Raw genomic sequence first — 25,373 nt, 5'->3', positions numbered from 1 at the left:
AATTTTTGCTTCTAAAAAGCATAACGTTGTGGTCCTCCACGTCTAATTTCTTCCGAACAATGGGCTTCAAACTTTTTAAAGTTTTCACGAAATGCATTCGTCAGTTTAAAAGCCGTTGTGTAATAAGCTTCATCGTCGCTCCAAGTGGCTCTTGGACTTAAAACTTCGGCTGGAACGCCTGGACAACTTCTTGGCTGCGCCACACCAAAAACAGAATGAATGTGATAATCGTCGTAATTATACAAGCCTAAATCGCCATTCAGCACCGCATTAATCATAGCACGAGTATATTTGAGTTTCATACGCGTACCAACACCGTATGGTCCACCAGTCCAACCTGTGTTTACTAACCATACATTAACTCCGGCATCAGTCATTTTCTGACTTAGCATTTCAGCATATTTAGCAGGATGCAGCGGCATGAAAGGCGCTCCAAAACAAGCTGAAAAAGACGGCACCGGCTCTACAACTCCAGCCTCGGTACCTGCCACCTTTGCCGTATAGCCAGAAATGAAATGATAGGCCGCCTGACTTGGCGTTAATTTTGAAATTGGCGGTATCACACCAAAAGCATCGGCCGTTAAAAAGAAAATATTTTTAGGGTTTTTACCTATAGATGGCACCTGAATATTTTCTATATGATGAATAGGATAACTCACTCTAGTATTCTGTGTGATACTCGTATCTTTAAAATCAACAACTCCTTGATCGTCTAAAATGACGTTTTCAAGAATAGCTCCTTTTTTAATGGCATCAAAAATCTCTGGTTCCAGATCCCTCGATAAGTTGATTACTTTGGCATAACAACCGCCTTCAAAATTAAAAATGGTGTTTTCTTTGGTCCAACCATGCTCATCATCACCGATTAAACTTCTATCGGGATCGGTAGACAACGTGGTTTTACCAGTTCCTGACAGGCCAAAAAACACGGCTGTATCACCTTCTTTCCCCACATTAGCACTACAGTGCATCGGCATGGTTTCCTTAAAAACAGGTAAAATAAAATTTAAAGCTGAAAAGATACCTTTCTTGATTTCGCCAGTGTAACCTGTTCCTCCTATGAGAGCGATTTTTTTAGTAAAATCTAAAATAGCGAAATTGTGTTGTCTCGTGCCATCTACTTCCGGTTCTGCCATAAAACCAGGTGCGTTTACAATAGTCCATTCTGGGTTAAAATGTCCTAATTCTTCTTCTGTAGGACGCAAAAACATATTATAAGCAAACTGATTACTCCATGGGTATTCATTAATAACACGAATATTTAGCTTGTAGTTTTCATCAGCACAAGCGTAACTATCTCTCACAAACACCTCTTTACCCGATAAATAATCAACAACTTTATTATACAGTTTATCAAACTTTTCGGGTTCAAACGGAATATTAACATCGCCCCACCAAATACGGTTTTTAGTCACGTCATCTTTAACGATAAAACGATCTTTGGGTGAACGCCCTGTAAACTCCCCGGTGTTCACTGCAAGAGCACCTGTACTCGCTTCCACACCTTGCCCTTTTTCAATAGCAAGGGCTTGTAGTGCTTCCGGCGTTAACTGATAATGAATTTTAGCATTTTTAATACCATATTGATCTAAAGAAATGATTTTTTTAACCTGATTAGCTTGCCCCATATCATATAAGAATTTAATTATTCCATAAAATTAATATATTTATTTTAAATTATATTTAATTTAATCTAGTTTTTAGACTTATTTTTTATCAAATCAACAAAAGAAACTCCCCAAGCCATAATCAAAAACAAGCCACCAATAGGCGTTATAAAGCCAATGCTTTTAAAATCGAAACCAGTCAAGGCATTGGTTGCCAATCCGTAGATGGATCCAGAAAAAAATAAAACGCCAATTAACACAAAATAATAAATCAAATTTTGTGATTTTAAACTCACAATTGATGTTCCTCCAACGATTAGCAGGAAAAAGGCATGATACATTTGATAACGCACGCCAGTTTCAAAAGTTTGTATCGCTTCCGCGGAAATTAAAGCCTTTAATCCATGTGCTCCAAAGGCTCCCAAAATGATACTTAACAAACCTAAAACAACCCCAGCAACTAACATTTTCTTATTCATACGCTTAAATAATTATTTACGATTTATTTTAATATTTATAAATTAGTAAAACCCAAGTTATAGAAAACACCTGCGTCTAACAAAATTACCGAAACCCTAGTTAATATGAGACAGATTTTAGTAATAGGTTCAGGAAAATCTTCGGCATTCCTCATCAAGTATTTATTAGACCAATCCGCCGTAGAATCACTAAAGTTAACCGTAGCTGATAAATATATTGAAAACGCTTCACGTTTAATGAATAATCATCCCAATGGGAAAATAATTCCACTTGATATTTTCAATGAAAACGCTCGGTACAATTTAATCAAAAAATCAGATATCGTGATTTCCATGCTTCCAGCCCACCTGCATATAGACATTGCAAAAGACTGCTTGAAATTAAACAAAAACTTAGTAACAGCCTCCTATGTTAGTGACGACATGCAAGCTTTAGATGAAAAAGTCAAAGCGAAAGGCCTTATCTTTTTGAATGAAATGGGGCTAGACCCCGGCATAGACCACATGAGCGCCATGAAAGCTTTAGATACCATCCGCGAAACAGGTGGCGACATTCATACTTTTGAATCTTACGCTGGCGGACTTGTAGCTCCTGAAAGTGACAACAACCTATGGAACTACAAATTCACATGGAACCCTAGAAATGTCGTACTCGCAGGACAAGGGGGAACCGCTAAGTTTTTAGAGGAAGGACAATACAAACATGTAGCTTACCAGCAATTGTTCAAGCGCTATAAAACTTTAAATATTGAAGAATATGGCCATTTTGAAGTATATGCTAACCGTGATGCTTTGAAATATCAAAACATCTATAAACTTGAAAACATTAAAACGTTATATCGTGGCACCTTAAGACGTGCTGGGTTTTGCCAAGCATGGGATATCTTTGTAAGTTTAGGCATGACTGATGACAGCTGTATTATAGAAAACAGTGCTGACTTAAACTATCGTGAGTTCGTTAATACTTTCCTGCCTTATCATCCTAGTGATACGGTAGAGCACAAACTACAAAAGCAATTTAATATGGACAGCGAACACCCCGTGTGGAAAAAGCTTGAAACCCTAGACCTGTTCAACAGTAATAAATATTGTGGACTCAAAAAAGCTACTCCCGCTCAAATACTTCAAAATATCCTTATGGATACTTGGTCACTCTCAGAAAACGATAAAGATATGGTAGTCATGTATCATAAATTTGGCTACACCTTAGCCGGAAAAAATCATGAGATCATATCGACTATGGTAGCCACTGGAGCAGACAGTACCTATACTGCCATGGCGAAAACCGTTGGACTACCTCTGGGCATTGCAACATTAGCCATCTTAAATAAAAGGATAAAACAAACAGGCGTTCAAATTCCAATATCAAAAAATATTTACGACCCCACTCTAGCAGAGCTTGAAAAAAATGGTATCATTTTTAATGATACCGTAATATTTTAACACGAATAATCTCTCCAAACACCTTGTCTCTACTAGGGTTTCACAAATACTCAGTACGAATACAATATTTAACATTTGTTAAAATAAGCGCAATACCTCCTGTAAACCAACAACTTACAACTACAAACAATTTCACTCCACTCCCTAGAACGAAATAAAAGTTTCAATTTAAAATCAAATGTTTACATTTACGCCCTAAATCATAACCAAAATGAGCACTAAACAAAAAACTATAGCTATAGATGGCATCGACAAGAAGATTCTGCGTGTTTTAACCGAAGACGCTAGAACACCTATTCTTGAGATTGCTAGAAATGTAGGGATTTCAGGCGCAGCTATACATCAAAGACTAAAAAAACTTGAAAAATCTAATTTATTATCTGGATCAAAATTCATCATCAACCCAAAAGTATTAGGATATTCGACCATGGCATTTGTTGGTATTTATTTAGATAAAGCCGCTAATACCGATGAAGTAATTAAAGCCTTAAAACGTTACCCTGAAGTTTTAGAATGTCATTTCACCACAGGAAATTACAATTTATTTATAAAATTACTATCTGTAGACAATGCACACCTAATGCATTTACTTAACAAAAACATACAATCCATTGAAGGTGTTTTAAGAACGGAATCACTGATTTCACTAGACCAACAAATAGACAGACAAATATTGGTATAACACCTACTCACATTTAAAATGATAAAAAAAGAGGCTATAAAAGCCTCTTTTTTCTTATCATTTCCAGTAAAGTTTACAAAATTACTGCATTTTCCTCAACCAGTTACATACTTCCACTTCACTCTTAATAATGTTTCTTAAGTCTGAAATCTTAACACGTTCTTGAGCCATAGAATCTCTATGACGAATGGTTACCGATTGATCTTCTAAAGTGTCATGATCTACAGTAATACAGAATGGCGTTCCGTTTGCATCTTGACGTCTGTAACGTCTACCAACAGCATCCTTTTCATCATAAATCACATTGAAATCCCATTTTAAATCTTCTAGAATTTCTTTAGCAACTTCTGGTAAACCGTCCTTTTTTACCAATGGCAAAATTGCTGCTTTTACAGGTGCTAAAACACTTGGTAATTTTAATACCGTTCTTGTGGTCCCGTTTTCTAATTCTTCTTCTTGTAAAGCATTAGAGAAAACCGCTAAAAACATACGATCTAAACCAATAGAGGTTTCTAATACGTAAGGTACATAGCTTTTATTTTCTTCATGATCGAAATATTGTAATTTCTTCCCTGAGAATTTTTCGTGCTGTGATAAATCAAAATCGGTTCTTGAGTGAATCCCTTCCAACTCTTTAAAACCGAATGGGAATTTAAACTCAATATCGGCAGCTGCATCAGCATAATGTGCTAATTTCTCATGATCATGGAAACGGTAGTTATCAGCGCCCATGCCTAATGATAAGTGCCATTTTAATCTCGTTTCTTTCCAGTGCTCGTACCACTCTTTTTGAGTACCTGGCTTAATAAAAAACTGCATTTCCATTTGTTCAAACTCACGCATTCTAAAAATAAACTGTCTTGCAACAATTTCATTTCTAAAAGCTTTTCCTGTTTGCGCAATACCGAAAGGAATCTTCATTCGCCCCGTTTTCTGAACATTTAAAAAGTTCACAAAAATACCTTGAGCGGTTTCCGGACGTAAATATAAATCCATCGCAGTTTCCGCCGAAGCGCCAAGTTTTGTTCCAAACATTAAGTTGAATTGCTTAACATCGGTCCAATTCTTACTTCCTGATAACGGACAAGCGATTTCTAATTCTTCAATTAGTGCCTTAACATCGGCTAAATCTTCATTTTCAAGAGATTTACCCATACGTGAAAGAATCGCATTGATCTTTTCTTGATAGCCCACAACACGGCCGTTTGTTGAAATAAATTCCTCTTTATTAAAAGCCTCGCCAAAACGTTTTTCAGCTTTCTTAACTTCCTTTTCTATTTTTGTTTCAATTTTAGCACAATAGTCTTCAATTAAAACATCGGCTCTATAACGTTTTTTAGAATCTTTATTATCAATTAAAGGATCGTTAAAAGCGTCAACGTGGCCAGAAGCTTTCCAGGTTGTTGGATGCATAAAAATTGCAGAATCTAAACCTACAATATTATCATTCATTTGCACCATGGCTTTCCACCAGTAGTTGCGTATATTTTTCTTTAGCTCAACGCCGTTTTGAGCATAGTCGTAAACTGCACTTAACCCATCGTAGATTTCACTACTCTGGAACACGTAACCATACTCCTTCGCGTGAGAGGTTACTTTTTTAAATTGATCATCTTGATTTGCCATGCTGCAAAAATAAAAAACCGCATTAAACTAATAGCGTGTTTATTAAAAAATAACACCCTAAATCCTGTAATTTTTAATTAAGTTTACCGGAAAGATTTTTCATACACATGCTTAATCATCTGGTTGACTTATTTTTTCCTAAAATCTGTGCCGCTTGTCAGCTTCAATTACCCGACAATGTAGAAACCATTTGTCTAGATTGCCGACATGATTTACCGGTCACCAACTTTCATTTTACCCATGATAAAAGTGTTAAAAAAGTCCTTTACGGAAGAACAAAACTTGAAAATGCTACAGCACTTTTCAGATTTGACAAGAAAAGCCCCGTACAAGAGCTTATTCATAATTTAAAATATAGAGATCAAGAAAATATCGGGAAAGTTCTAGGTGATTGGTTGGGTAGTGAATTACAAACTATTGAAGCTTATCAACACATTGACCTCGTCATTCCTGTGCCCCTTCACAAAAAGAAGCTTAAAAAACGTGGCTATAACCAAGTGAGTAAATTTGGAGAACAAATTGCCAAGGCCTTACATGCAAGCTATCGTGAAGACTTACTTTTAAAAATTTCATCAAGTGAGTCGCAAGCGCATAAAAAACGATTTGCGCGTTGGCAAAACAACAGCGAACAGTTTACATTGAACTACTTAGAAGGCTTAGAAAACAAACATATTTTGTTAGTAGATGATATCATTACTACCGGAGCCACCTTAGAATCTTGTGCTACGGTTTTAAATCAAGCTAAAAATATTAAAATTAGTATCGCTACCATGGCAATAGCCTCATGACTTATCTATTATATCTTTAAAATTATGTAGGTTTGTATAAATTTTTAAATCTTTGATGAAGAAGACCGTTTCTAATTTTGTTCTAGCCCTTTTTATTGCTGCTATTTTTATCAATTGTGCCAATCGAGGAACACCTAGTGGTGGCCCAAAAGATGAAACCCCGCCTACAATTATTAAATCTGAACCAGAAAATTTTTCTACCAATTTTACGGGTAATGAAATAGAGATCACTTTTGATGAATTTATAAAAATAAAAGACATACAAAAGCAGTTGATTATTTCACCGCCAATGGAATATCAACCGGACATCACACCGCTTGGATCGGCAAGTAAGCGTGTAACCATTAAAATATTAGATACTTTAGCTCCAAATACCACTTACGCATTTAACTTTGGAAATAGTATCACCGACAACAACGAAGGAAACCCGTATCCGTATTACCGATATGTCCTGTCTACTGGCGACTATATCGACTCGTTAAAAGTAGCAGGTACCATAATAGATGCTATTAAAAAGAAACCAGAAAATTTTATCAATGTCGGACTTTATGAAGTAGACACCACGTTTACAGATTCTATTGTTTTTAAAAAAAGTCCGAAATACATAACCAATACCTTAGACAGTATCACTACGTTTTCCATTGAAAATGTAAAGCCAGGAAAATATTTGCTTATGGCTTTAAACGATGGCAATGGTGATAATAAATTTCAGCAAAAAACAGATCAGATTGCCTTTCATAAAGAACTTATAAATGTTCCTACCGATAGTTCATACACTTTAAAACTATTTAATGAGCAATTAGATTACACAGCCACCAGACCAAAATTATTATCGGGTGAAAAAATTGCTTTTGGTTACGAAGGGAATTACAAAGGCATGGATATTGAAATTTTATCAGACACCCCTGAAGATTTTAAACACCGGATTACCAAAGACCCGAAAACAGATTCGTTGCTTTATTGGTACACCCCAAGAATGAAAGTAGACTCCCTACTTTTTAAAGTTACCAAACAAGATTACGAAGAAGATTTTACGGTAAGGATTAGCGAACAGCCTAGGGATTCTATTAAGTTAAGAATCATTACGGGTACAACCATGAGCCTTCAAGAACCATTTCAAATTACAGCCAATACGCCAATCACAAAATTTGACGCTTCAAAAATAGCGTTAATAGATAAGGACTCTATGGACATAGCCTTCAAAACAGAATTTGACACCTTAAATAATACTTACGATTTCAACTTCGATAAAACCGAAGACAACAGTTATAAAATGCGCATTCTCCCTGAAGCTTTTGTTGATATTTTCGATTATAAAAACGACACAATAAATGTTTCAGTAAAAACGAAAAAAGCTTCAGACTATGGCTATGTGCGTTTCTCTTTAGTTAATGCCACCTACCCCATTATTGTACAACTAACCGATAAAGAAGGTGAAGTAAAATATGAGCAGTTTGTTTCTGAAGAGGGCTCTGTAGATTTCTACGACCTAAATCCTGCTGTTTACGCCATTCGTATTATACACGACGCTAATGGTAATGAGCAATACGACACCGGAAGCTACTTAAAAAAACGTCAACCTGAAAAGATAACGCATTTTCCAGATGTTGAAATTAGAGCCGATTGGGGTGTGAAAGAAACTCTAGAGTTTAAGTAATTGAAAACTGGTCTCTATCGTTTAAGAATTTGAATTTGTTTCGATAAGCCTCAATATGTCGTTTTTCTAAAGTTACGGTCTTTACCTGTTCTTGGTTTGGGGTAATTTCAGAAATACGATTACCCAGCACATCATAAGCGGCTGAATGACCAGAATACACACTATTCACACCATCAATACCCACACGATTTAAACCAATACAGTAGGCCATATTTTCAATGGCACGGGCCTGTAAAAGCGTATCCCAAGCAGCTATTCTTGGTTTTGGCCAATTGGCTACATACAGCAGTACATCGTAATCTTCGCTGTTTCTAGCCCAAACTGGGAAACGCAAATCGTAACATACTAACGGACAAATTTTCCAGCCTTTATAATCAACAATCACCTTTTTAGTTCCTGCGGAATAGGTTTGCTCTTCGCCTACTAGAGTAAAAGCATGCCGCTTATTATAAACACTTATTTTCCCTGAAGGCTCTACAAACAATAAACGGTTATAAAACTGGTCATTTTCTGAAATCACTAAACTACCTGTAATCGCAGCATCATGTCTTTTAGCCATATCCTGCATCCAACTCACCGTGTCACCTGTCATGGTTTCAGCGACTTTTTCGGCATTCATGGTAAAACCAGTTGAAAACATTTCGGGTAGCATGATAACATCAGTCGCTTCAGAAAGATTTTCAATTTTATCAGTGAAATTAATGCGATTTTGCTCGGGATTTTCCCAAACTAAATCGGCTTGAATCCATGTTACTTTTAATTCTTTTTGCATAAGTTTATACCAATTTAACCATATAATGTCATATTAAAGATAAAAAACTTCTAAGGAACCTTGTTTTTGATTTCTGAAATACATCAAGCTACACAATCTCCATCTTCTTCAGTAAAAAGGAGGCATTCATGTTCTGGCAAACGCCTTTTTTCAGCCTATAATCAAAATGCAGTTCGTCATTAATAATTTCAGCATCAAAATAATAATTTTTCACTTCTGGAAGTTCCTTTTCAATCTCACACAAACTCAAATCGTGGGTTGCGATAATACCTGTAGCATTTGAAGCTACCAATTTTTCAACAAACTTCTTAGAGCCAATGGCTTTATCGGTACTGTTCGTTCCTTTTAAAATTTCATCAAGAATAATAAAGTGCGGTTCTTTTTTAATGGCATCAACAATATATTTTAAACGTGTTAACTCTGAAAAGAAATACGAACTCTCATCGGTTAAAGAATCGGTGGTACGCATGCTTGTAATTAATTTTACTGGCGAATAGACACTAGCTTTTGCACAAACGGGTAAACCTGTATTCGCCATAACAATATGCAAAGATATGGTTCGTAAAAAGGTACTTTTTCCAGCCATATTGGCACCAGTAACGATAAAAAACTGTTCATCGTCAATGGTGACATCACTATCTACACGTTTCGTTTTATTCAATAAAGGATGTCCTAAACCGTTGGCTTTTATCACGGGTCCAGAAGCTTTAATTTCAGGAAACACAAATTCAGGATGATTGTAGGCATAGGTTCCCAAACTATTGTAGGCATCAAAGAAAGCTACGACTTCAAACCATTCGGAAACAATTTTTCCGTATTGCGTCATCCATTGTTCGATACGGTAGGCATTTTTAATATCAATTAAGAAAAGTCCGTTTCCGAAGATAGCACCTATTAAATTATTACGATTATCAAGGGCGTCCAATTGTTTTGAAAACGTCTTAAAAATCCCTGATGCTTTTTCGGCTTCCGCCTGAATATGCTGTTGTTTTTCTTTAAGTAATGCTGAAGTAAAAGTTTCCTTTTCAATCAAATCCAATAAAGTCGCATACTGACGAAAGGTATCTCGAACTTTATCCGTTTTGGAAGCCAGAACGTTAACCTTTTTTAAATAAATGGCAGAAAACCCTAAACCTAAAAACATCCAATAGGCAAGTAATGGTTTATAAGTAATCACATTAAAAACGGTTAGCACAAAGATGAGTATGGAAATCATTCCAAAACCTTGAGCCAGCCTAAAAACGGTTTTGTTTAAAAAGAGTTTATGGTTTTTAATCCAATTAACAATGAATTCAGCTGGAGTTTCAACTTTAATTAAGCTTGACGTTGCCCCATAAAACTGTCGGAACTCTGTTTTTTCAGCCAATTCTTTTATGGCTTCCTGACGTAAAGGAATACCTGAAACATGGTTTGCCTTTAATAGGTCTGCCAAGGTTTTTGCTCCCTCACGACTCGTGGCACGATTCATAAACTGATAAAACGAACCTCTCCCAAACAAATCGATATCCAAGCTATAAAAATGATTCGGGTCTTGAAATTCAAGCCCTTCCTCGCGATTATAAAAATCCCCAGCAGCGATTTTAATTTCTTCCTGATTAAGGGCTACTAGCGCCTTATTAAATTCGCGTTTTTGCTTGACATCGGTGTATTTTGAAAGCAAATACAGAAATATAGCAATACCAATAACAGCAACTAGCAATGCGACTTGCCATTGTTGAAAAAACAAATAAACACCGAAACCAGTAGCCACAAAAACAGCCAAACGCAGCACACTCAAACTGGCCATTTTCTTGTAAAGTTTTTTAACTTCTAATTGATAGGATTCTAGGTGGTTTTTATAGTACTCTAAAGGTGATTTCATTTAAAAAATTTGTTGCGTATAAAGTAACAAAAAAGCCCTGAAATAGTTCAGAGCTTTTAGTTTGTATTTTATTCTTGAATGATTTAATCGCGACCTCCAAAAAGTTGAAGTGCCCAGTACAGTAAATTTGCTAAAGCACCAATGGCAGCAACTAAATAGGTTCTAGCCGCCCATTTAAGCGAATCTTCTGCTCCGGCATATTCTTCTGGAGCCAGCATATTTTTATTTTTCAGCCATGCCAAGGCACGGTTACTCGCATCGTATTCTACAGGTAAAGTGATAAAGCTAAAAAGCGTAGCAAAACCCATAAATACAACACCTAAAACGGCAACCCACCAGCCTAATCCAACGCCAGCGGCACCACCTAAAACAAGTCCACCAATAATAAGCCATTGCGACATACCAGAGGTCACGCTCACTACAGGTACTAGCGCCGAACGCATTTGCAACCAGTTATAAGCTTGAGCATGTTGTACGGCATGACCACATTCGTGTGCTGCAACAGCGGCAGCAGCCGCATTTCTTTGGTTGTAAACCGACTCACTTAAATTTACCGTTTTATTTTTTGGGTTATAATGGTCCGTTAATTGCCCTGGTGTAGAAATCACTTCAACATCATAAATACCGTTATCAGCTAACATTTTTTTAGCGATTTCAGCACCACTCATACCGTTTCTTAAGTGAACCTTAGAATACTTTTCAAACTTACGTTTAAGTGTATTACTCACTAACCAGCTTACTAAAGCTACAGCTCCAATAATTATATAATATCCAAACATGGTTTCTTTTAAATTTAAAATGTACTATAAAGATAGCAAAAATAAAGCCATAATTACATCATGAATATTTGTCAGTACGCCTCATAAAAAAACGCCCAGACTTAAAAATTAAGCTCTAGGCGTTTCAGTATATTAAAAATCATGTTGACTTAAGCCATTTCCATATCAAAAGCTTCAGCGATTTCTTTATAAACAATATCACCTTTAACAATGTTTAAACCTCTAGCTAATGGTGGGTTATTCTCGCAAGCGGCTTCCCATCCTTGGTTTGCTAACTTAATCACATACGGCAAAGTCACATTTGTTAAAGCCATTGTAGATGTGTAAGGTACCGCACCAGGCATATTCGCCACAGTGTAATGTACCACCTCATCAATAATATAGGTTGGATCTTGGTGTGTTGTTGGTTTTGTCGTTTCAAAACAACCACCTTGATCTACAGCAACATCAACCATAACAGTTCCTGGCTGCATCTCTTTCAACATATCTCTAGTGATTAATTTTGGTGCTTTTGCCCCTTTAATTAATACACCTCCCACAATTAGATCTGCGTCTTTAATATGTTTTCTAATATTATATTCACTTGAAAACTCACTAATCACGTTGTTTGGCATAGAATCACTAACATAACGTAAAGCCTTCATATTAATATCCATAATTACCACGTGTGCCCCTAAACCAGCAGCCATTTTGGCCGCTTGATATCCTACAATACCAGCTCCTAAAATAAGTACTTTTGCAGGCGGTACTCCAGGAACACCACCGAGTAAAATACCACGTCCTTTAATTGGTTTTTCTAAATATTTAGCACCTTGCTGAATAGACATTCTTCCTGCTACTTCACTCATCGGTATTAACAATGGTAATGTACCATCAGCATCTTCAACCGTTTCATAAGCAATACAAATCGATTTACTTTCAATCATCGCATTGGTTAGCGCTTCACTAGAAGCAAAGTGGAAATATGTAAATACCACTTGATTTGGCTGTATTAACTTGTATTCTGGCTCGATTGGCTCTTTTACCTTCACGATCATTTCTGCCACAGCATATACTTCTTCAATCGTATCTAAAATAGTTGCGCCAACCTCAATATAATCTTCATCTAAAAAACCACTGTTAAAACCAGCATTTTTCTGAACAAAAACCTCATGGTCTCTCTTCGTTAATTCAAACACCCCAGAAGGCGTCATTCCCACTCTATTTTCGTTGTTTTTAATCTCAATAGGAACACCAATTTTCATAAGCCTAATTTTTAAAAAAAGTTAATATGTTAAACCGCCAACAAAGCTAAATTAAATGATTGACAAAAAAAACCTAAAATCTAATTTTCGCTATACTTTCAATAACACATTTAACTTTTTGTTAAGAATAAAATAATACACATCGATTTACTAGGGATTAAATGAAGATTCAATAATTCAAAATCATATAGCTTAACTTCTCACATACCCAAACGATGAACCTCTTAGGTTTTTGGGTCAGGCAGGCAGGTTATCACAAAGTTCAGGCTATCTACTGCAATCTTTTTTATTGAGTTGTTGGCTGTTAGTTATTGGTTTCAAAAAAAAGGATTTTTGCTTCTATCCTTATCGCGAAACCCTCTTAAAAACAGAAGCTCAGCACGCCTTTTAAATACTTCTGTTAAAATTGGTTAAATAAGTTAAAACTATGGTAAACAGAAATCGTAAAACCAGTAAAACACCTTTTTTTGACCCAACTTAAAAACAAATTATATATTATGAAAAAAATTTTACTAAGCAGCTTATTCCTTTTAGGACTAGCAAACCTTAACGCACAAAACATTCAATATGGAATTAAAGGCGGACTCAACTTTGCTAATGTTTACGGTGATAACACAGAAAATATTGATATGGTTACCGCCTTTAACTTTGGGGCTATGGCAGAAATACCATTTTCGGAAAAATTTTCATTTCAACCCGAACTCCTATTTTCTGGGGCAGGGTTTAGTATTGACGAAGATGTGACAGCTTTAAACTATATAAACCTGCCATTAATGGGAAAATACTATATAACAAACAGGTTAAGCCTTGAAGCAGGCCCACAAATAGGGTTTTTAGTCTCAGCAAAACACGAAGACCTTGATGTAAAAGACGCTTACAACACTGTAGATTTTGGATTAAGTGCAGGCTTGGGCTACAAACTTAACAACGGACTTAACTTTGGAGTACGATATAACTATGGTCTAACTGATATTAATAATATAGAAGGTTTGTCAAGCAAAAATAATATTGGCGCTTTACAACTTTCTATTGGCTATTTTTTCAATTAAAACACAGTAGTTACAAAACAACAAACCCGAAACTAATAAGCCTCGGGTTTGTTCTAGTTATTTCAATTTTATACTTAGGACCATTTCTAAAGACAAGCTACCCAATAACGAATAACCAGTAACCAAAAACTACCCTACAATATTCACAATTTTACCAGGCACTACAATCACCTTTTTAGGTGTTCTGCCCTGTAATTGCTCTTGTGTTTTTTCATGAGCTAAAACTGTGGCTTCAATATCTTCCTTGCTCATATCTAATGGCAATTCTAAAGTGAAACGCATTTTTCCGTTAAAGGAAATAGGATAATTTTTAGCACTTTCAACCAAGTGACTTTCATCAAACTCAGGGAAAGGCGCTGTAGAAATCGATTCGTCATGCCCTAATAAACTCCATAATTCTTCTGCAATATGTGGTGCATAAGGCGAAATTAAAACCAATAACGGCTCAAGTACATCCTTAGAAGTACATTTTTGCGCGCTTAACTCGTTTACAGCAATCATAAAGGTAGATACCGACGTGTTAAACGAAAAGTTCTCGATATCTTCTTGAACCTTCTTTATGGTTTTATGTAAAGTTTTTAAAGACTCTTTAGAAGCCTTGGCATCGTTTACTTTCAGTCCTTGATCTCCTACATATAGTTTCCACAATTTTTTAAGGAAGTTATGCACACCGGTAATTCCAGCAGTATTCCAAGGTTTGTATTGTTCTAATGGCCCAAGAAACATTTCGTATAATCGCAAACTATCGGCTCCATAATCGGCAACAATATCATCTGGATTTACCACGTTATATTTCGACTTCGACATTTTTTCAACATCGCGACCAACTTTATACACGCCGTTTTCTAAAATAAACTCAGCATCTTTATAATCTTCACCAAATTCGCCATCGGCTTTCAAACCTTCAATATCTAACTCATCAGAAGCATTAACATACTGCACTTTTACGTGGATAGGCTGTACATTTTTATCTTTTGCTAACCCAGCAGAATAATAAGTTTGCGTACCTTCTTCTCTATAAATAAAAGCACTCGTTCCTAAAATCATCCCTTGGTTAATCAGTTTTTTAGCAAACTCATCAACTGGCACTAAACCTTTATCGAATAAGAATTTTTGCCAAAAGCGAGAATATAGCAAGTGCCCTGTAGCGTGCTCACTTCCGCCTATGTATAAATCGACATCTTTCCAGTAGTTCAAAGCCTCTTGACTCGCGAATTCCTCCGTGTTTGTAGAATCCATATAGCGGTTAAAATACCAAGAACTTCCTGCCCATCCTGGCATGGTGTTCAATTCTAAGGCCCCTCCTAGCCTCCCAGAAGGGAAGGAACTCTCAAATTCTTCTTTAGATACAATGTTCGCCTCATCACCATATTGCAACCAGTACCATTTTTTTGCATTTCCTAACGGGGGCTCTCCGGTTTCAGTAGGTAAATATTTTTCTACTTCAGGTAATTCAATAGGCAGAAATCTATCTTCAATCATTTGCGGCATACCATGCTCATCGTAGTACACTGGAAATGGTTCACCCCAATAGCGCTGACGTGAAAATACCGCATCACGCAGGCGGTAATTGGTTTTTCCTTCACCACAACCTAATTGCTCCAATTCGTAAATAGCACGTTTTGTTGCTTTTTTATAGTTCATGCCGTTAAGGAAATCACTATTTGCAATCACGGTATTGTCTTTATCTGAAAAAGCTTCTTCAGAAATATCAACACCTTCAAAAATACTTATAATTGGAATATTAAAATGCTTCGCAAAATCGTAATCGCGTTGATCTCCACAAGGTACAGACATCACTGCTCCTGTACCGTAGCCCGCTAAAACGTAATCGCCAATCCAAACAGGAATAGGTTCTTTAGTAAAAGGGTGTTCCGCGTAAGCGCCAGTAAAAGCACCAGAAATGGTTTTTACATCGGCCATTCTATCGCGTTCGCTACGTTTTGCTGTAGCTAAAATATAAGCTTCAACTTCTTCTTTTTGCTCTGGTGTCGTGATTTTAGACACCAATTCATGTTCTGGTGCCAGAGTCATAAAACTCACACCAAAAATAGTATCAGGGCGCGTAGTGAAGACATCGATAACGGCATCATGATCTTTCACATTAAAAGTCACACTGGCTCCAACCGATTTCCCAATCCAGTTACGCTGACTTTCCTTTAAAGAATCCGTCCAATCAATCGTGTCAAGACCTTGCAACAAACGCTCGGCATAAGCTGAAATTCGCATGCTCCATTGGGTCATTTTTTTACGAATCACAGGATGTCCACCGCGTTCTGAAACGCCGTTTACAATCTCGTCGTTTGCTAAAACCGTTCCTAATGCAGGGCACCAGTTTACTTCTGTTTCAGCTAAATAAGTTAAACGGTATTGTAATAACACCTCTTGTTTTTCTTTATCTGAATAGGCATTCCATTCCTTTGCTGAAAAAACACCAACATGATCAGCACAAACCGCTTCTACATTTTTATTGCCTTCTCCTTCAAAAACTTTTACCAATTCTGAAATAGAAAAAGCCTTTTGTTCATTTTTACAATACCACGATTCGAACAATTGAATAAAAATCCACTGTGTCCATTTATAATAACTCGGATCTGAGGTTCTTACTTCACGCGACCAATCGAATGAAAAACCAATTTGATCTAATTGGCGACGGTAAGTTTTTATATTTTCTGCAGTGGTAAGCGCAGGGTGTTGCCCAGTTTGAATCGCATACTGTTCGGCAGGCAAACCAAAACTATCATAACCCTGAGGATGTAATACATTAAATCCTTGATGACGCTTGTAACGTGCATAAATATCAGAAGCAATATAACCTAAAGGATGCCCAACGTGTAAGCCCGCTCCACTAGGATAAGGGAACATATCCAAAACATAGAATTTTGGTTTTTCACTGTTGTTTTCGGCTTTAAAAGTTTGGTTCTCGGCCCAATATTTTTGCCACTTGGCATCGATCTCGTTGAAATTATAGGTCATTATCATCCTTATTTTAAGAAGTTGCAAATTTACGTTTTAATTAGAAAATGGAAGACTTAAAGCATAAAAAATGAATTTCTAATCAATTACCATTAAATACATTTACTTTTGCCGCAAATTTAACCTTCGATAAAAAACTTATTTTTTTGACAAAAAGCAATATTATAAAAGCCCACCTTGCCTTATTTGGTACACACGTCATCTATGCGGCCAATCATTTCATTGCCAAAGGCATTATGCCTGAAAAGCTTGAGCCCAGACCTTTTGTACTGTTTCGTGTTATAGGTGCTGGTCTTTTATTCTGGTTTATTAAGATTTTTATTAAGGAAAACGTAGAGAAAAAAGATTTCTTGCGCTTAGTGCTTTGCGGACTCTTTGGAGCCTCTTGTAACCAACTCTTCTTTTTTGAAGGTTTGAGTTTGACTTCGCCTGTAGACACCTCAATTATCATGACTTCCTCACCGACTGTGGTCTTTATTTTAAGTATGATTTTCTTGAAAGAAAAAACATCCACCAATAAACTCATTGGTTTAAGCCTGGGTGCTATAGGAGCGATAGGTTTAGTTTGGTACGGCCATGTCGCAGAAGGCACCTCTAGTTTTTTAGGAAATCTCTTTGTTTTTCTAAATGTGGTGTTCTTCTCCCTGTACCAAGTGGCTGTAAAGCCGCTCATGAAAAAATACCACTTTATCACTATCATTAGTTGGGTGTTTTTATTCGGACTACTATTTGTAATTCCTGTAAGCTTGAATGATGCGATATTTAATACAGACTATGAGTTATTTAACCTGAACACCTGGTTAACGGTTGCCTATGTGATTATTTTTACCACGTTTTTGACCTTTCTGTTTAATATTTATGCGCTTCGACAAGTTTCGCCATCGGTTGCTGGTAGTTACACTTACATTCAACCAGCGGTTAGTTTTGCCATTGTTTTGATGCTCAGTTATTTTTTAAATGACAATAGATATAGTGAAGACATCAATGGTATTAAAATATTGTCCTGTTTGTTGGTGATTATTGGGGTGTATCTCATCAGTAAAAAATCAAAAAAAGCTTTAAACTAAGCTTTCATTTTACAACAAAACGTATTTATTTGAGTTCCTATAACCAAAGTTATTATTAAGAACGTATTAGCGTATTTTAACCTGAAACTATAAAGACTTAAAAGCTTTTGAAGTTTTCTTAAATTACTTTAGTATTTTTACCTCATTAATCCGAAATTTTTTATGAGTTCATCTTTTGAAAAACACCAAAAACGCCGACTTATTTCCTCTTATTTCTCTGTAGTATTAAGTATTGCACTGGTTTTATTTTTGTTGGGTTTATTAGGGTTATTAATCCTTAACGCTAAAAAAGTATCTGATCATTTTAAAGAACAAGTGGTGGTGACTATTTATTTAAAAGATAGTGCCAAGGAAGTAGAAACCAAGCAGCTTGAAAAAAGTTTAGCCATGGCTGATTATGTAAAATCTACCGAATACGTTTCTAAAGAACATGCTGCCGAGTTGATGAAAGCAGAAAACGGCGAGGATTTCATGGATTTTGTAGGTTATAACCCTTTACAAAACTCCATTGACGTTTACCTAAAAGCAGATTATGTGACTTCTGAACATCTTGAAAAAATTTCAGCGGAAGCTTTAAATAAAAATTTTGTTGAAGAAGTAACCTATGACAACGACCTCGTGAACCTCATGAACGATAACGTTAAGAAAATTAGCTTCTGGGTACTTATCATCAGTGCTATTTTCACAGTCATTGCCGTTTTACTTATAAACAGCTCCATTCGTTTAGCCGTTTACGCCAAACGATTTACAATTAAAACCATGCAAATGGTAGGTGCAACGAAACAGTTTATTAGACGTCCGTTTGTCTGGCAAAGTGTAAAATTAGGTATTATTGGCGCTATTTTAGCCCTTATAGGTATGGCCATTGTTTTGTATTATTTAAACAAAACCTTCCTAGAACTAAACCTCTTAGGTGAACCGATACATGTAGGCTTACTTTTTGCCTTAATTTTTGGCTTGGGTATTGTTATCACTTGGATAAGCACACATATTGCCACCCAGCGTTTCTTAAATTTAAAAACAGACCAGTTGTATTACTAGGTCTTTTAAAATCTTAAAACAATAATTTAGAACGTCATTAACAGGATATTTTCAAATAAATCTTTTACTTTGCCTAAAATATAGGCCTCAGTATTTTAACTATGGGAGAACAAAAACGTAAAGAAGCAGGAAAACCAGGTTTTATCTTCGGAAAGAAAAACTATAAATTCATGTTTATCGGTTTAGCCGTTATTGCTCTAGGTTTTATTTTAATGTCTGGCGGCGGAAGCGACGATCCTAACGTGTTTAACCCGGAAATCTTCAGTTGGAGACGCATACGCTTAGCCCCAACTTTAGTACTCATTGGCTTTGGTGTTCAAATTTACGCCATTCTCTTAAATCCGGATAAATAGTAGATTCCCTAAAAATTAAAGCTTATTCTTAGCGAAGTTTTTTGCCATTAATTGAACATACTCAAAAGCATGTTTCATGGCATCACTTAAGTTTTCAGCATGCCGTAAAACCGCATCGCTATATGGAATCCCGAAGTCTTTTAATTCAATTTCATCTAAATCAACAGCCCCACATAAAGCAGCTACTTTTATTTTTTTCGCTTTCGCGGAATCAAGCACGCCACGAATCGACTTCCCCGATAGCGTTTGAATATCTAGCTTACCTTCACCGGTGATAATCCAATCGGCATTGGTAATTTTAGCATCAAAATCGGCAATAGATTTCAACAGCTGAATACCTGGCATCAAAGAGCCGTTTAAAAACAATTTGGAAGCGATTCCCATGCCGCCAGCAGCTCCCGCGCCTTTTACTTTTTGCACCTCTACATCATAGGAAGCTTCCAAAATCCTTGAAAAATCTTTCATACCCTGCTCTAGCATTATTAAATCACTTTCAGCAGCACCTTTTTGAGCTGCATAGGTATGGACAGCACCGCGTTCTCCACACAAAGGATTCTCAACATCACATGCTATTTGAAAATTTACTTGCTTTAATCTCGGGTGTATTTTAGAAGCATCAACTGTTTTAATTTGTGATAAATGGGCTCCAATGGGTTTTACTTCGTTATTATTTTTATCTAAAAAACGATAACCCAAAGCCGTCGCCATGCCTATTCCACAATCATTAGTTGCGCTTCCGCCGAGGCCAAGAATTATGGTTTTAGCATCTCGATTTAAAGCATCTACTATCAAATCGCCTGTTCCTAAAGTCGTCGTGTTTTTACAATCCAATGAGTTTTGGTGTAACAATTTAAGCCCTGAAGCTTCAGCCATTTCAATAAACGCAGTTTTAGAAGCTTCAGAAAACAAATAACTCGCTGAAATTTTTTCAAAAAACGGATTATGAACCTCAATATTGACGAACTCTGCTTTTAGATAATATTTAATGACTTTAATAGTACCGTCTCCACCATCAGCAAGTGGTAGTTTTACAATATCTGCCTGTGGGTAAATCTCTTTTATACCAGCTTCAACCGCTTTACAAAACTGCAAAGCAGACAGGCTATTTTTAAATTTATCGGGTGCTAATACCAATTTCATAAGGATTCTAAAATAACGCTTTATTATTTAGCAAGTCATGTTGAATGTTGCAGTATTTTAATATTTTAGCGCCATGGAAATTATAGACGCAATCATTTTAGGCATCATTCAAGGCATTACCGAATTTTTACCGGTGTCTTCAAGCGGGCATTTAGAAATCGGAAAAGCCATGCTAGGTGAAGACCTGGAAGCTGAAACCAGTTTACTTTTTACCGTAGTACTGCATTTTGCAACAGCCTTAAGCACACTTGTGGTTTTTAGAAAAGATATTTTCGACCTCATAAAAGGCGCGCTTAAATTTGAATGGAATGATGATTTACAGTTCATTACCAAAATTGCAATTTCTATGGTGCCAGCCGTAATTGTTGGCTTATTTTTTGAAGAACAATTAGAACAATTATTTGGCGGAAACATCATTCTTGTTGGGTTTATGCTCATCGTAACCGCTATTTTGCTATACTTCGCGGATCAAGCCAAAGACACTGATAAAAAAGTAACTTTTAAAGATGCCTTTATCATAGGAATTTCACAAGCTATTGCCATGCTTCCTGGTATTTCACGTTCAGGAGCAACCATTTCAACTTCTGTTTTATTAGGAAACGATAAAACTAAAGCAGCTCGTTTTTCATTTTTAATGGTGGTTCCATTAATTTTTGGAAAAATCGCTAAAGATGTGTTAAGTGGTGATTTAGCTTATGACAGCGGAAATTTCACTGCCCTTTCTGTTGGATTTATCGCAGCTTTTATTGCTGGATTATTCGCTTGTACATGGATGATTTCTTTGGTTAAAAAAAGTAAACTCATTTATTTTGCAATATACTGTGCCATTGTTGGTATTATTGCCGTGATCTTTTCAATGTTAAATGCCTAATGAAAACGCTAGAAGACTATCTTACTGGAGAAGTTTTATTGATTGATAAACCTTTGCATTGGACCTCCTTTCAGGTGGTAAACAAACTGCGCTGGGAGATTAGACAGGCTTTCAATATAAAAAAAATAAAGGTTGGTCATGCCGGAACTTTAGACCCTTTAGCAACCGGGCTTTTAGTGATTTGCACCGGAAAAATGACTAAGCAAATAGACACTTTTCAAGGTCAGATTAAAGAATACACCGGCACAATCGTTTTAGGAAGCACAACCCCTTCTTTTGATTTAGAAACTGAAATCAACGAAAGCTTCCCTACCGAACACATTACAGAAGAACTGATTCAAGAAGCCACCAAAGGCTTTATTGGTGATATTGAACAATACCCTCCGGTATTTTCAGCATTAAAAAAAGACGGTAAACGCTTATATGAATTTGCTAGAGCTGGTGAAAATGTAGAAATTAAACCTAGAACGGTATCAATTTCAGAATTTGAAATTACCAATATTGATGGTTTAAATGTTGATTTTAGAGTGGTTTGTAGTAAAGGAACCTATATTCGTTCTTTAGCTAACGATTTTGGCAAGGCTTTACAATCTGGAGGTCACCTTTCTGCGCTTAGACGCACCAAAATTGGTGATTTTAAGGTTGAAAACGCTATTAGCCTAGAAACCTTTATAGAAAATCTAAAAACTAGTTAATTTTAAATTACGTATATTAAGTAAACACAACCCTATTAAAATCATAGATTTGAACCTAACAAATCAACATAGAGCCCTACTGATTACCCTCCTTATTACAGGAACAGTCCTCCTTATGGTTTTTAATTTAAGTTTGGATAAACAAAAAGTTTTTGCTTCTGAAAGTTATTACGAATTGGAACCTGAAAAGGAACCTACGCCAGAAGAAATAAAAATATTGGAAGCTTTAGAACAGCAAAACCATGCTAAAGCCGAAACCAATCAAGCTTTTAACCAAAATGAAAAAGCGAAACACTTTGCTCAGGCCTACAAACCTATAGCACCACCTGAAGATTACACCCCAAAATCGAATGAAAAAGGCGAAGCTCAAGAGCCTACTCAAAAAAACGATTTTAAACCAGCTACTGATGCGTCTTTAAACCAAGAAGAATTATCTAAATTCAGTAAGGTTAACGAATTGCTAAAGAAACAGCGCGCACAAAATAATTCTAGAAGTAGTATTAGTTTTTCACTTCCAAATAGAACCAAAGTACATATTCCAATCCCGATATATCTTTGCGAAGTGGATGGAAAAATCATTGTCAATGTTACAGTAAACGCCAATGGTGATGTTGTGGATTCTTATGTAAATACTGCCTCTACATCAAACAACGAATGCCTTATGGAACGTGCTTTAGAATACGCTAACCGTTCACGATTTAGTAAAGCACCAAATCAAAAGGACCAATTGGGTACGATTACCTTTATGTTTAAAGGCAAACGCTAGCCTCTTGCAATTTTATGAGCATTAAGGTGACATCATCAATCACATTCTGACCTTTATTATCATTATACCAATGCTGTAAATCGGCTTTAAAAGCAGGCGTTAATTTACCATTCTTAGCAACAAAACGTTTCACATAATTGGCCGCTTCACTAGGTCGCGGACCGTACGTATTCAACACCTCTTCTCTTATATTATCAATAACAATCACTTTAGGAATGGAAGCACTACCATTGGTTAAAAACTGCTCCATCAATTGTAAATTTTCATCGCGGATGACTATTTTAAAATCAATGTTTTCACTTAGCGAAGCCACCTTATAAAGTGCCGGCACGACATGAGCGGCATCACCACACCAACTTTCAGTAATAACCAACCAAGTAACTTGACGTTTAAACTCAGCAATACGATGCTGTGCTTCTACTGATACCTTAATGGTTTTATCCCAACGTTTCATGCGCCTATCATTTAGCTTGGTATAATTTGCTAATTCTTCGGTTTTACTTACTCCCGTATTTGAGTTTTCATCAACGAGTTGTTTTACTAAAGCCCGATAAGCTTCATACGACATACTACGCTCTAAACTTTCTTTAATAATAGATTTCATAAGCCTTACATTTAATATGGGATAATCATTGAACGACACAAAATTAGTACCTTAACAAGATAATTAAGATGACATTTGTCATAATACTCATATAAAACATACAAAATCAGATGAATACTATAGAAAGATGCCTTTGGTGCCAAGGTGATGCCCTTTACGAAGCCTACCATGACCAAGAATGGGGCGTGCCTGTTTATGATGACGACAGTCTTTTTGAATTCTTGATTTTAGAAACTTTTCAAGCCGGTTTGAGTTGGATTACCATTCTGCGAAAGCGTGAAAATTTCAGAAAAGCTTTTGATGATTTCAACTATGAAAAAATAGCTCATTACGATCAAGATAAAATTGATAATCTGCTTCTAGATGCCGGGATTGTACGCAATAAACTCAAAATAAAAGCCACCATAAGCAACGCTCAAGCCTTTATTAAAATTCAAAGAGAATTTGGTAGTTTCAGCAAATATATTTGGGGTTTTGTAGATGGTAAACCCATTAAAAACACATTTAGAACACATAGCGAGATTCCGGCAAATACCCCCCTAAGTGACAAGATTAGTAAAGATTTAAAAAAACGCGGATTCAAATTTGTAGGTTCAACCGTTGTTTATGCACACATGCAAGCCACAGGTATGGTTAACGACCATACGACAAACTGCTTTAGATACAACCAAGTTTAATTAACTTCATTAACGAGTTCTTCCCCGTTTTTAAAAGCTTTGATATTTTCTAAAGTCGTTGTGGTAATTTCAAACATGGCTTCTTTGGTGAAAAAAGCTTGATGCGACGTGATTAATACATTAGGAAAACTATTTAAACGCAGGATAAAATCATCATGAATGATACTTTCAGATAAATCTTTATAAAACAAGTTTTCTTCCTGCTCATATACATCAATGCCTAAATAGCCTATTTTGTTTTGAGATAAGCCTTCAATAACAGCAGCTGTATCAATTAAAGCTCCTCGACTGGTATTAATAATCATCACGCCATCTTTCATCAAGGCTAAAGATTCTTTATTAATAATATGCTTAGTACTTTCCAATAATGGACAATGTAGTGATATGATGTCTGAGACTTTAAATAATTCTTCTACAGAAACATATTTCACCCCTTGCTCCTTTAAGGCTTCTGAGGGATAAACATCATAAGCTAAAATCTCACAACCAAAACCACTGAGCACTTTACAAAAAGCGGCTCCAATTTTTCCGGTACCTACTACGCCAATGGTTTTATTACTTAGGTTAAATCCGATAAGTTTATTCAGTGAAAAATTCCCTTCACGCACCCGGTTATAAGCTTTATGAGTTTTCCGGTTTAAGGTTAATATTAAGGCTAATGCGTGTTCGGCAATCGCTTCAGGAGAATACGCCGGCACACGAGTCACTTTGATATCATGAGCTTTAGCGGCTTCTAAATCGACATTATTAAATCCTGCACAGCGCACCGCTATTAGTTTAATATTATTCTCAGCTAAAACAGACATAGTTTTAGCATCCAATTGATCATTTACGAAGGTACAAATGGCATCAAAACCCTTGGTTAAATTTGCTGTATGAGGGTTTAAAGGCGTTTCAAAAAAAGTGAAATCAAATTGGTAATCGATATTATATTTTTCAAAATATTCTTGATCGTAAGGTTTTGAGCTAAATAAGGCGATTTTCATAAAAATAAGATTTAACACCATTTATCTGTTGAAATTACCGTAATAAAACTCCCTTTTCTGCCAGCCGGCAGACTGGTTTCATTTTTCTTCTTCATATAAAGAAAAAACCAATCATTTTCTGTTACGGTAATTTCAAACAAGAACTGGTATAATTTAAAAATTGAAGATAGTAAATCCTTTTAATTCTTTTTGCCGAAAACTATAAATCTA

23 protein-coding genes are annotated in these 25,373 nt (G+C 36.1%); 12 read left to right on the top strand and 11 right to left on the bottom strand.

Annotation, left to right across the window (positions count from 1 at the left end; genetic code table 11):
* Positions 1–11: 11 nt before the first annotated feature.
* The gene (pckA, locus tag F6U93_RS06585; RefSeq protein ID WP_150938058.1) at positions 12–1,628 is read right to left on the bottom strand and encodes a phosphoenolpyruvate carboxykinase (ATP); all 1,617 of its coding nucleotides are present in this window, start codon (positions 1,626–1,628) and stop codon (positions 12–14) included.
* A gap of 65 nt (positions 1,629–1,693) precedes the next feature.
* Complete coding sequence (locus tag F6U93_RS06580) at positions 1,694–2,086, bottom strand: DUF423 domain-containing protein (RefSeq protein ID WP_150938056.1); 393 nt, start codon at positions 2,084–2,086, stop codon at positions 1,694–1,696.
* A 105-nt stretch (positions 2,087–2,191) separates the two neighbouring features.
* Between F6U93_RS06580 and F6U93_RS06575 the strand changes: the two genes are divergently transcribed.
* Both F6U93_RS06575 and F6U93_RS06570 read left to right on the top strand, forming a co-directional pair.
* Positions 2,192–3,529 (top strand): saccharopine dehydrogenase family protein, encoded by a 1,338-nt coding sequence (locus F6U93_RS06575; protein WP_150938054.1) that lies wholly within the window; start codon positions 2,192–2,194, stop codon positions 3,527–3,529.
* A gap of 211 nt (positions 3,530–3,740) precedes the next feature.
* Complete coding sequence (locus F6U93_RS06570; RefSeq protein ID WP_150938052.1) at positions 3,741–4,211, top strand: Lrp/AsnC family transcriptional regulator; 471 nt, start codon at positions 3,741–3,743, stop codon at positions 4,209–4,211.
* A gap of 81 nt (positions 4,212–4,292) precedes the next feature.
* On the opposite strand, the gene F6U93_RS06565 is transcribed toward F6U93_RS06570, so the two are convergent.
* Positions 4,293–5,837, bottom strand: coding sequence for a glycine--tRNA ligase (locus F6U93_RS06565; RefSeq protein ID WP_150938050.1), 1,545 nt, complete (start codon positions 5,835–5,837; stop codon positions 4,293–4,295).
* A 107-nt stretch (positions 5,838–5,944) separates the two neighbouring features.
* Between F6U93_RS06565 and F6U93_RS06560 the strand changes: the two genes are divergently transcribed.
* Both F6U93_RS06560 and F6U93_RS06555 read left to right on the top strand, forming a co-directional pair.
* Complete coding sequence (locus F6U93_RS06560) at positions 5,945–6,625, top strand: ComF family protein (RefSeq protein ID WP_150938049.1); 681 nt, start codon at positions 5,945–5,947, stop codon at positions 6,623–6,625.
* A gap of 55 nt (positions 6,626–6,680) precedes the next feature.
* The gene (locus F6U93_RS06555; protein ID WP_150938047.1) at positions 6,681–8,282 is read left to right on the top strand and encodes an Ig-like domain-containing protein; all 1,602 of its coding nucleotides are present in this window, start codon (positions 6,681–6,683) and stop codon (positions 8,280–8,282) included.
* Here F6U93_RS06555 and F6U93_RS06550 read toward each other — a convergent pair.
* The 4 genes from F6U93_RS06550 to ald all read right to left on the bottom strand — a co-directional run bounded on the left by F6U93_RS06550 (position 8,275) and on the right by ald (position 12,938).
* Positions 8,275–9,054, bottom strand: coding sequence for an amidohydrolase (locus F6U93_RS06550; protein ID WP_150938045.1), 780 nt, complete (start codon positions 9,052–9,054; stop codon positions 8,275–8,277). The two genes, F6U93_RS06555 and F6U93_RS06550, sit on opposite strands and share 8 nt — an antisense overlap.
* 88 nt (positions 9,055–9,142) lie before the next feature.
* A complete protein-coding gene (locus tag F6U93_RS06545) occupies positions 9,143–10,915 on the bottom strand; it encodes a MutS-related protein (protein ID WP_150938042.1) in 1,773 nt (590 codons plus the stop codon).
* A gap of 83 nt (positions 10,916–10,998) precedes the next feature.
* Positions 10,999–11,694, bottom strand: a complete 696-nt coding sequence (locus F6U93_RS06540) for a zinc metallopeptidase (RefSeq protein WP_150938040.1) — start codon at positions 11,692–11,694, stop codon at positions 10,999–11,001.
* A 149-nt stretch (positions 11,695–11,843) separates the two neighbouring features.
* Positions 11,844–12,938 (bottom strand): alanine dehydrogenase, encoded by a 1,095-nt coding sequence (gene ald, locus F6U93_RS06535; RefSeq protein ID WP_150938038.1) that lies wholly within the window; start codon positions 12,936–12,938, stop codon positions 11,844–11,846.
* Positions 12,939–13,435: 497 nt separating this feature from the next.
* Between ald and F6U93_RS06530 the strand changes: the two genes are divergently transcribed.
* A complete protein-coding gene (locus F6U93_RS06530) occupies positions 13,436–13,987 on the top strand; it encodes a porin family protein (protein WP_150938036.1) in 552 nt (183 codons plus the stop codon).
* Positions 13,988–14,116: 129 nt separating this feature from the next.
* Here F6U93_RS06530 and leuS read toward each other — a convergent pair whose 3' ends face one another.
* Positions 14,117–16,963, bottom strand: coding sequence for a leucine--tRNA ligase (gene leuS, locus F6U93_RS06525; RefSeq protein ID WP_150938034.1), 2,847 nt, complete (start codon positions 16,961–16,963; stop codon positions 14,117–14,119).
* 146 nt (positions 16,964–17,109) lie between these two features.
* Here leuS and F6U93_RS06520 point away from each other — a divergent pair, with 146 nt between their 5' ends.
* From F6U93_RS06520 to F6U93_RS06510, 3 genes are all read left to right on the top strand, one after another.
* Positions 17,110–18,030, top strand: a complete 921-nt coding sequence (locus F6U93_RS06520) for a DMT family transporter (protein ID WP_150938032.1) — start codon at positions 17,110–17,112, stop codon at positions 18,028–18,030.
* 162 nt (positions 18,031–18,192) lie between these two features.
* Positions 18,193–19,071, top strand: coding sequence for a cell division protein FtsX (locus F6U93_RS06515; protein WP_150938030.1), 879 nt, complete (start codon positions 18,193–18,195; stop codon positions 19,069–19,071).
* A gap of 101 nt (positions 19,072–19,172) precedes the next feature.
* Entirely contained in the window at positions 19,173–19,424 is a 252-nt protein-coding gene (locus tag F6U93_RS06510; protein ID WP_150938028.1) for a DUF3098 domain-containing protein, read from the top strand.
* A gap of 15 nt (positions 19,425–19,439) precedes the next feature.
* Here F6U93_RS06510 and F6U93_RS06505 read toward each other — a convergent pair whose 3' ends face one another.
* Positions 19,440–20,564: a glycerate kinase gene (locus F6U93_RS06505; protein ID WP_150938026.1), complete on the bottom strand. Its 1,125-nt coding sequence runs from the start codon at positions 20,562–20,564 to the stop codon at positions 19,440–19,442.
* 73 nt (positions 20,565–20,637) lie between these two features.
* Here F6U93_RS06505 and uppP point away from each other — a divergent pair, with 73 nt between their 5' ends.
* Genes uppP through F6U93_RS06490 form a run of 3 tightly spaced genes read left to right on the top strand, consistent with a single transcriptional unit; the run spans position 20,638 to position 22,896 of the window.
* The gene (gene uppP / locus F6U93_RS06500) at positions 20,638–21,435 is read left to right on the top strand and encodes an undecaprenyl-diphosphatase UppP (protein ID WP_150938024.1); all 798 of its coding nucleotides are present in this window, start codon (positions 20,638–20,640) and stop codon (positions 21,433–21,435) included.
* Positions 21,435–22,130 carry a tRNA pseudouridine(55) synthase TruB gene (truB, locus tag F6U93_RS06495; protein WP_150938022.1) on the top strand — a complete coding sequence of 232 codons (696 nt, stop codon included), beginning with the start codon at positions 21,435–21,437 and terminating at the stop codon, positions 22,128–22,130. Before uppP ends, truB begins: the two co-directional genes overlap by 1 nt.
* 49 nt (positions 22,131–22,179) lie before the next feature.
* The gene (locus tag F6U93_RS06490) at positions 22,180–22,896 is read left to right on the top strand and encodes a hypothetical protein (RefSeq protein ID WP_150938020.1); all 717 of its coding nucleotides are present in this window, start codon (positions 22,180–22,182) and stop codon (positions 22,894–22,896) included.
* On the opposite strand, the gene F6U93_RS06485 is transcribed toward F6U93_RS06490, so the two are convergent.
* Positions 22,880–23,500 carry a thioredoxin family protein gene (locus F6U93_RS06485; protein ID WP_150938018.1) on the bottom strand — a complete coding sequence of 207 codons (621 nt, stop codon included), beginning with the start codon at positions 23,498–23,500 and terminating at the stop codon, positions 22,880–22,882. The genes F6U93_RS06490 and F6U93_RS06485 overlap by 17 nt on opposite strands.
* A gap of 110 nt (positions 23,501–23,610) precedes the next feature.
* Here F6U93_RS06485 and F6U93_RS06480 point away from each other — a divergent pair, with 110 nt between their 5' ends.
* Positions 23,611–24,177 carry a DNA-3-methyladenine glycosylase I gene (locus tag F6U93_RS06480; RefSeq protein WP_150938016.1) on the top strand — a complete coding sequence of 189 codons (567 nt, stop codon included), beginning with the start codon at positions 23,611–23,613 and terminating at the stop codon, positions 24,175–24,177.
* Here F6U93_RS06480 and F6U93_RS06475 read toward each other — a convergent pair.
* Complete coding sequence (locus tag F6U93_RS06475; protein ID WP_150938014.1) at positions 24,174–25,163, bottom strand: 2-hydroxyacid dehydrogenase; 990 nt, start codon at positions 25,161–25,163, stop codon at positions 24,174–24,176. The two genes, F6U93_RS06480 and F6U93_RS06475, sit on opposite strands and share 4 nt — an antisense overlap.
* Positions 25,164–25,373 lie beyond the last annotated feature (210 nt).

The organism is Pseudotamlana haliotis, assembly GCF_008806375.1.
GTDB classification, from domain to species: domain Bacteria; phylum Bacteroidota; class Bacteroidia; order Flavobacteriales; family Flavobacteriaceae; genus Pseudotamlana; species Pseudotamlana haliotis.
Note: the sequence above shows the minus strand (reverse complement) of the source record. Positions and strands in the feature narration are given on the sequence as shown.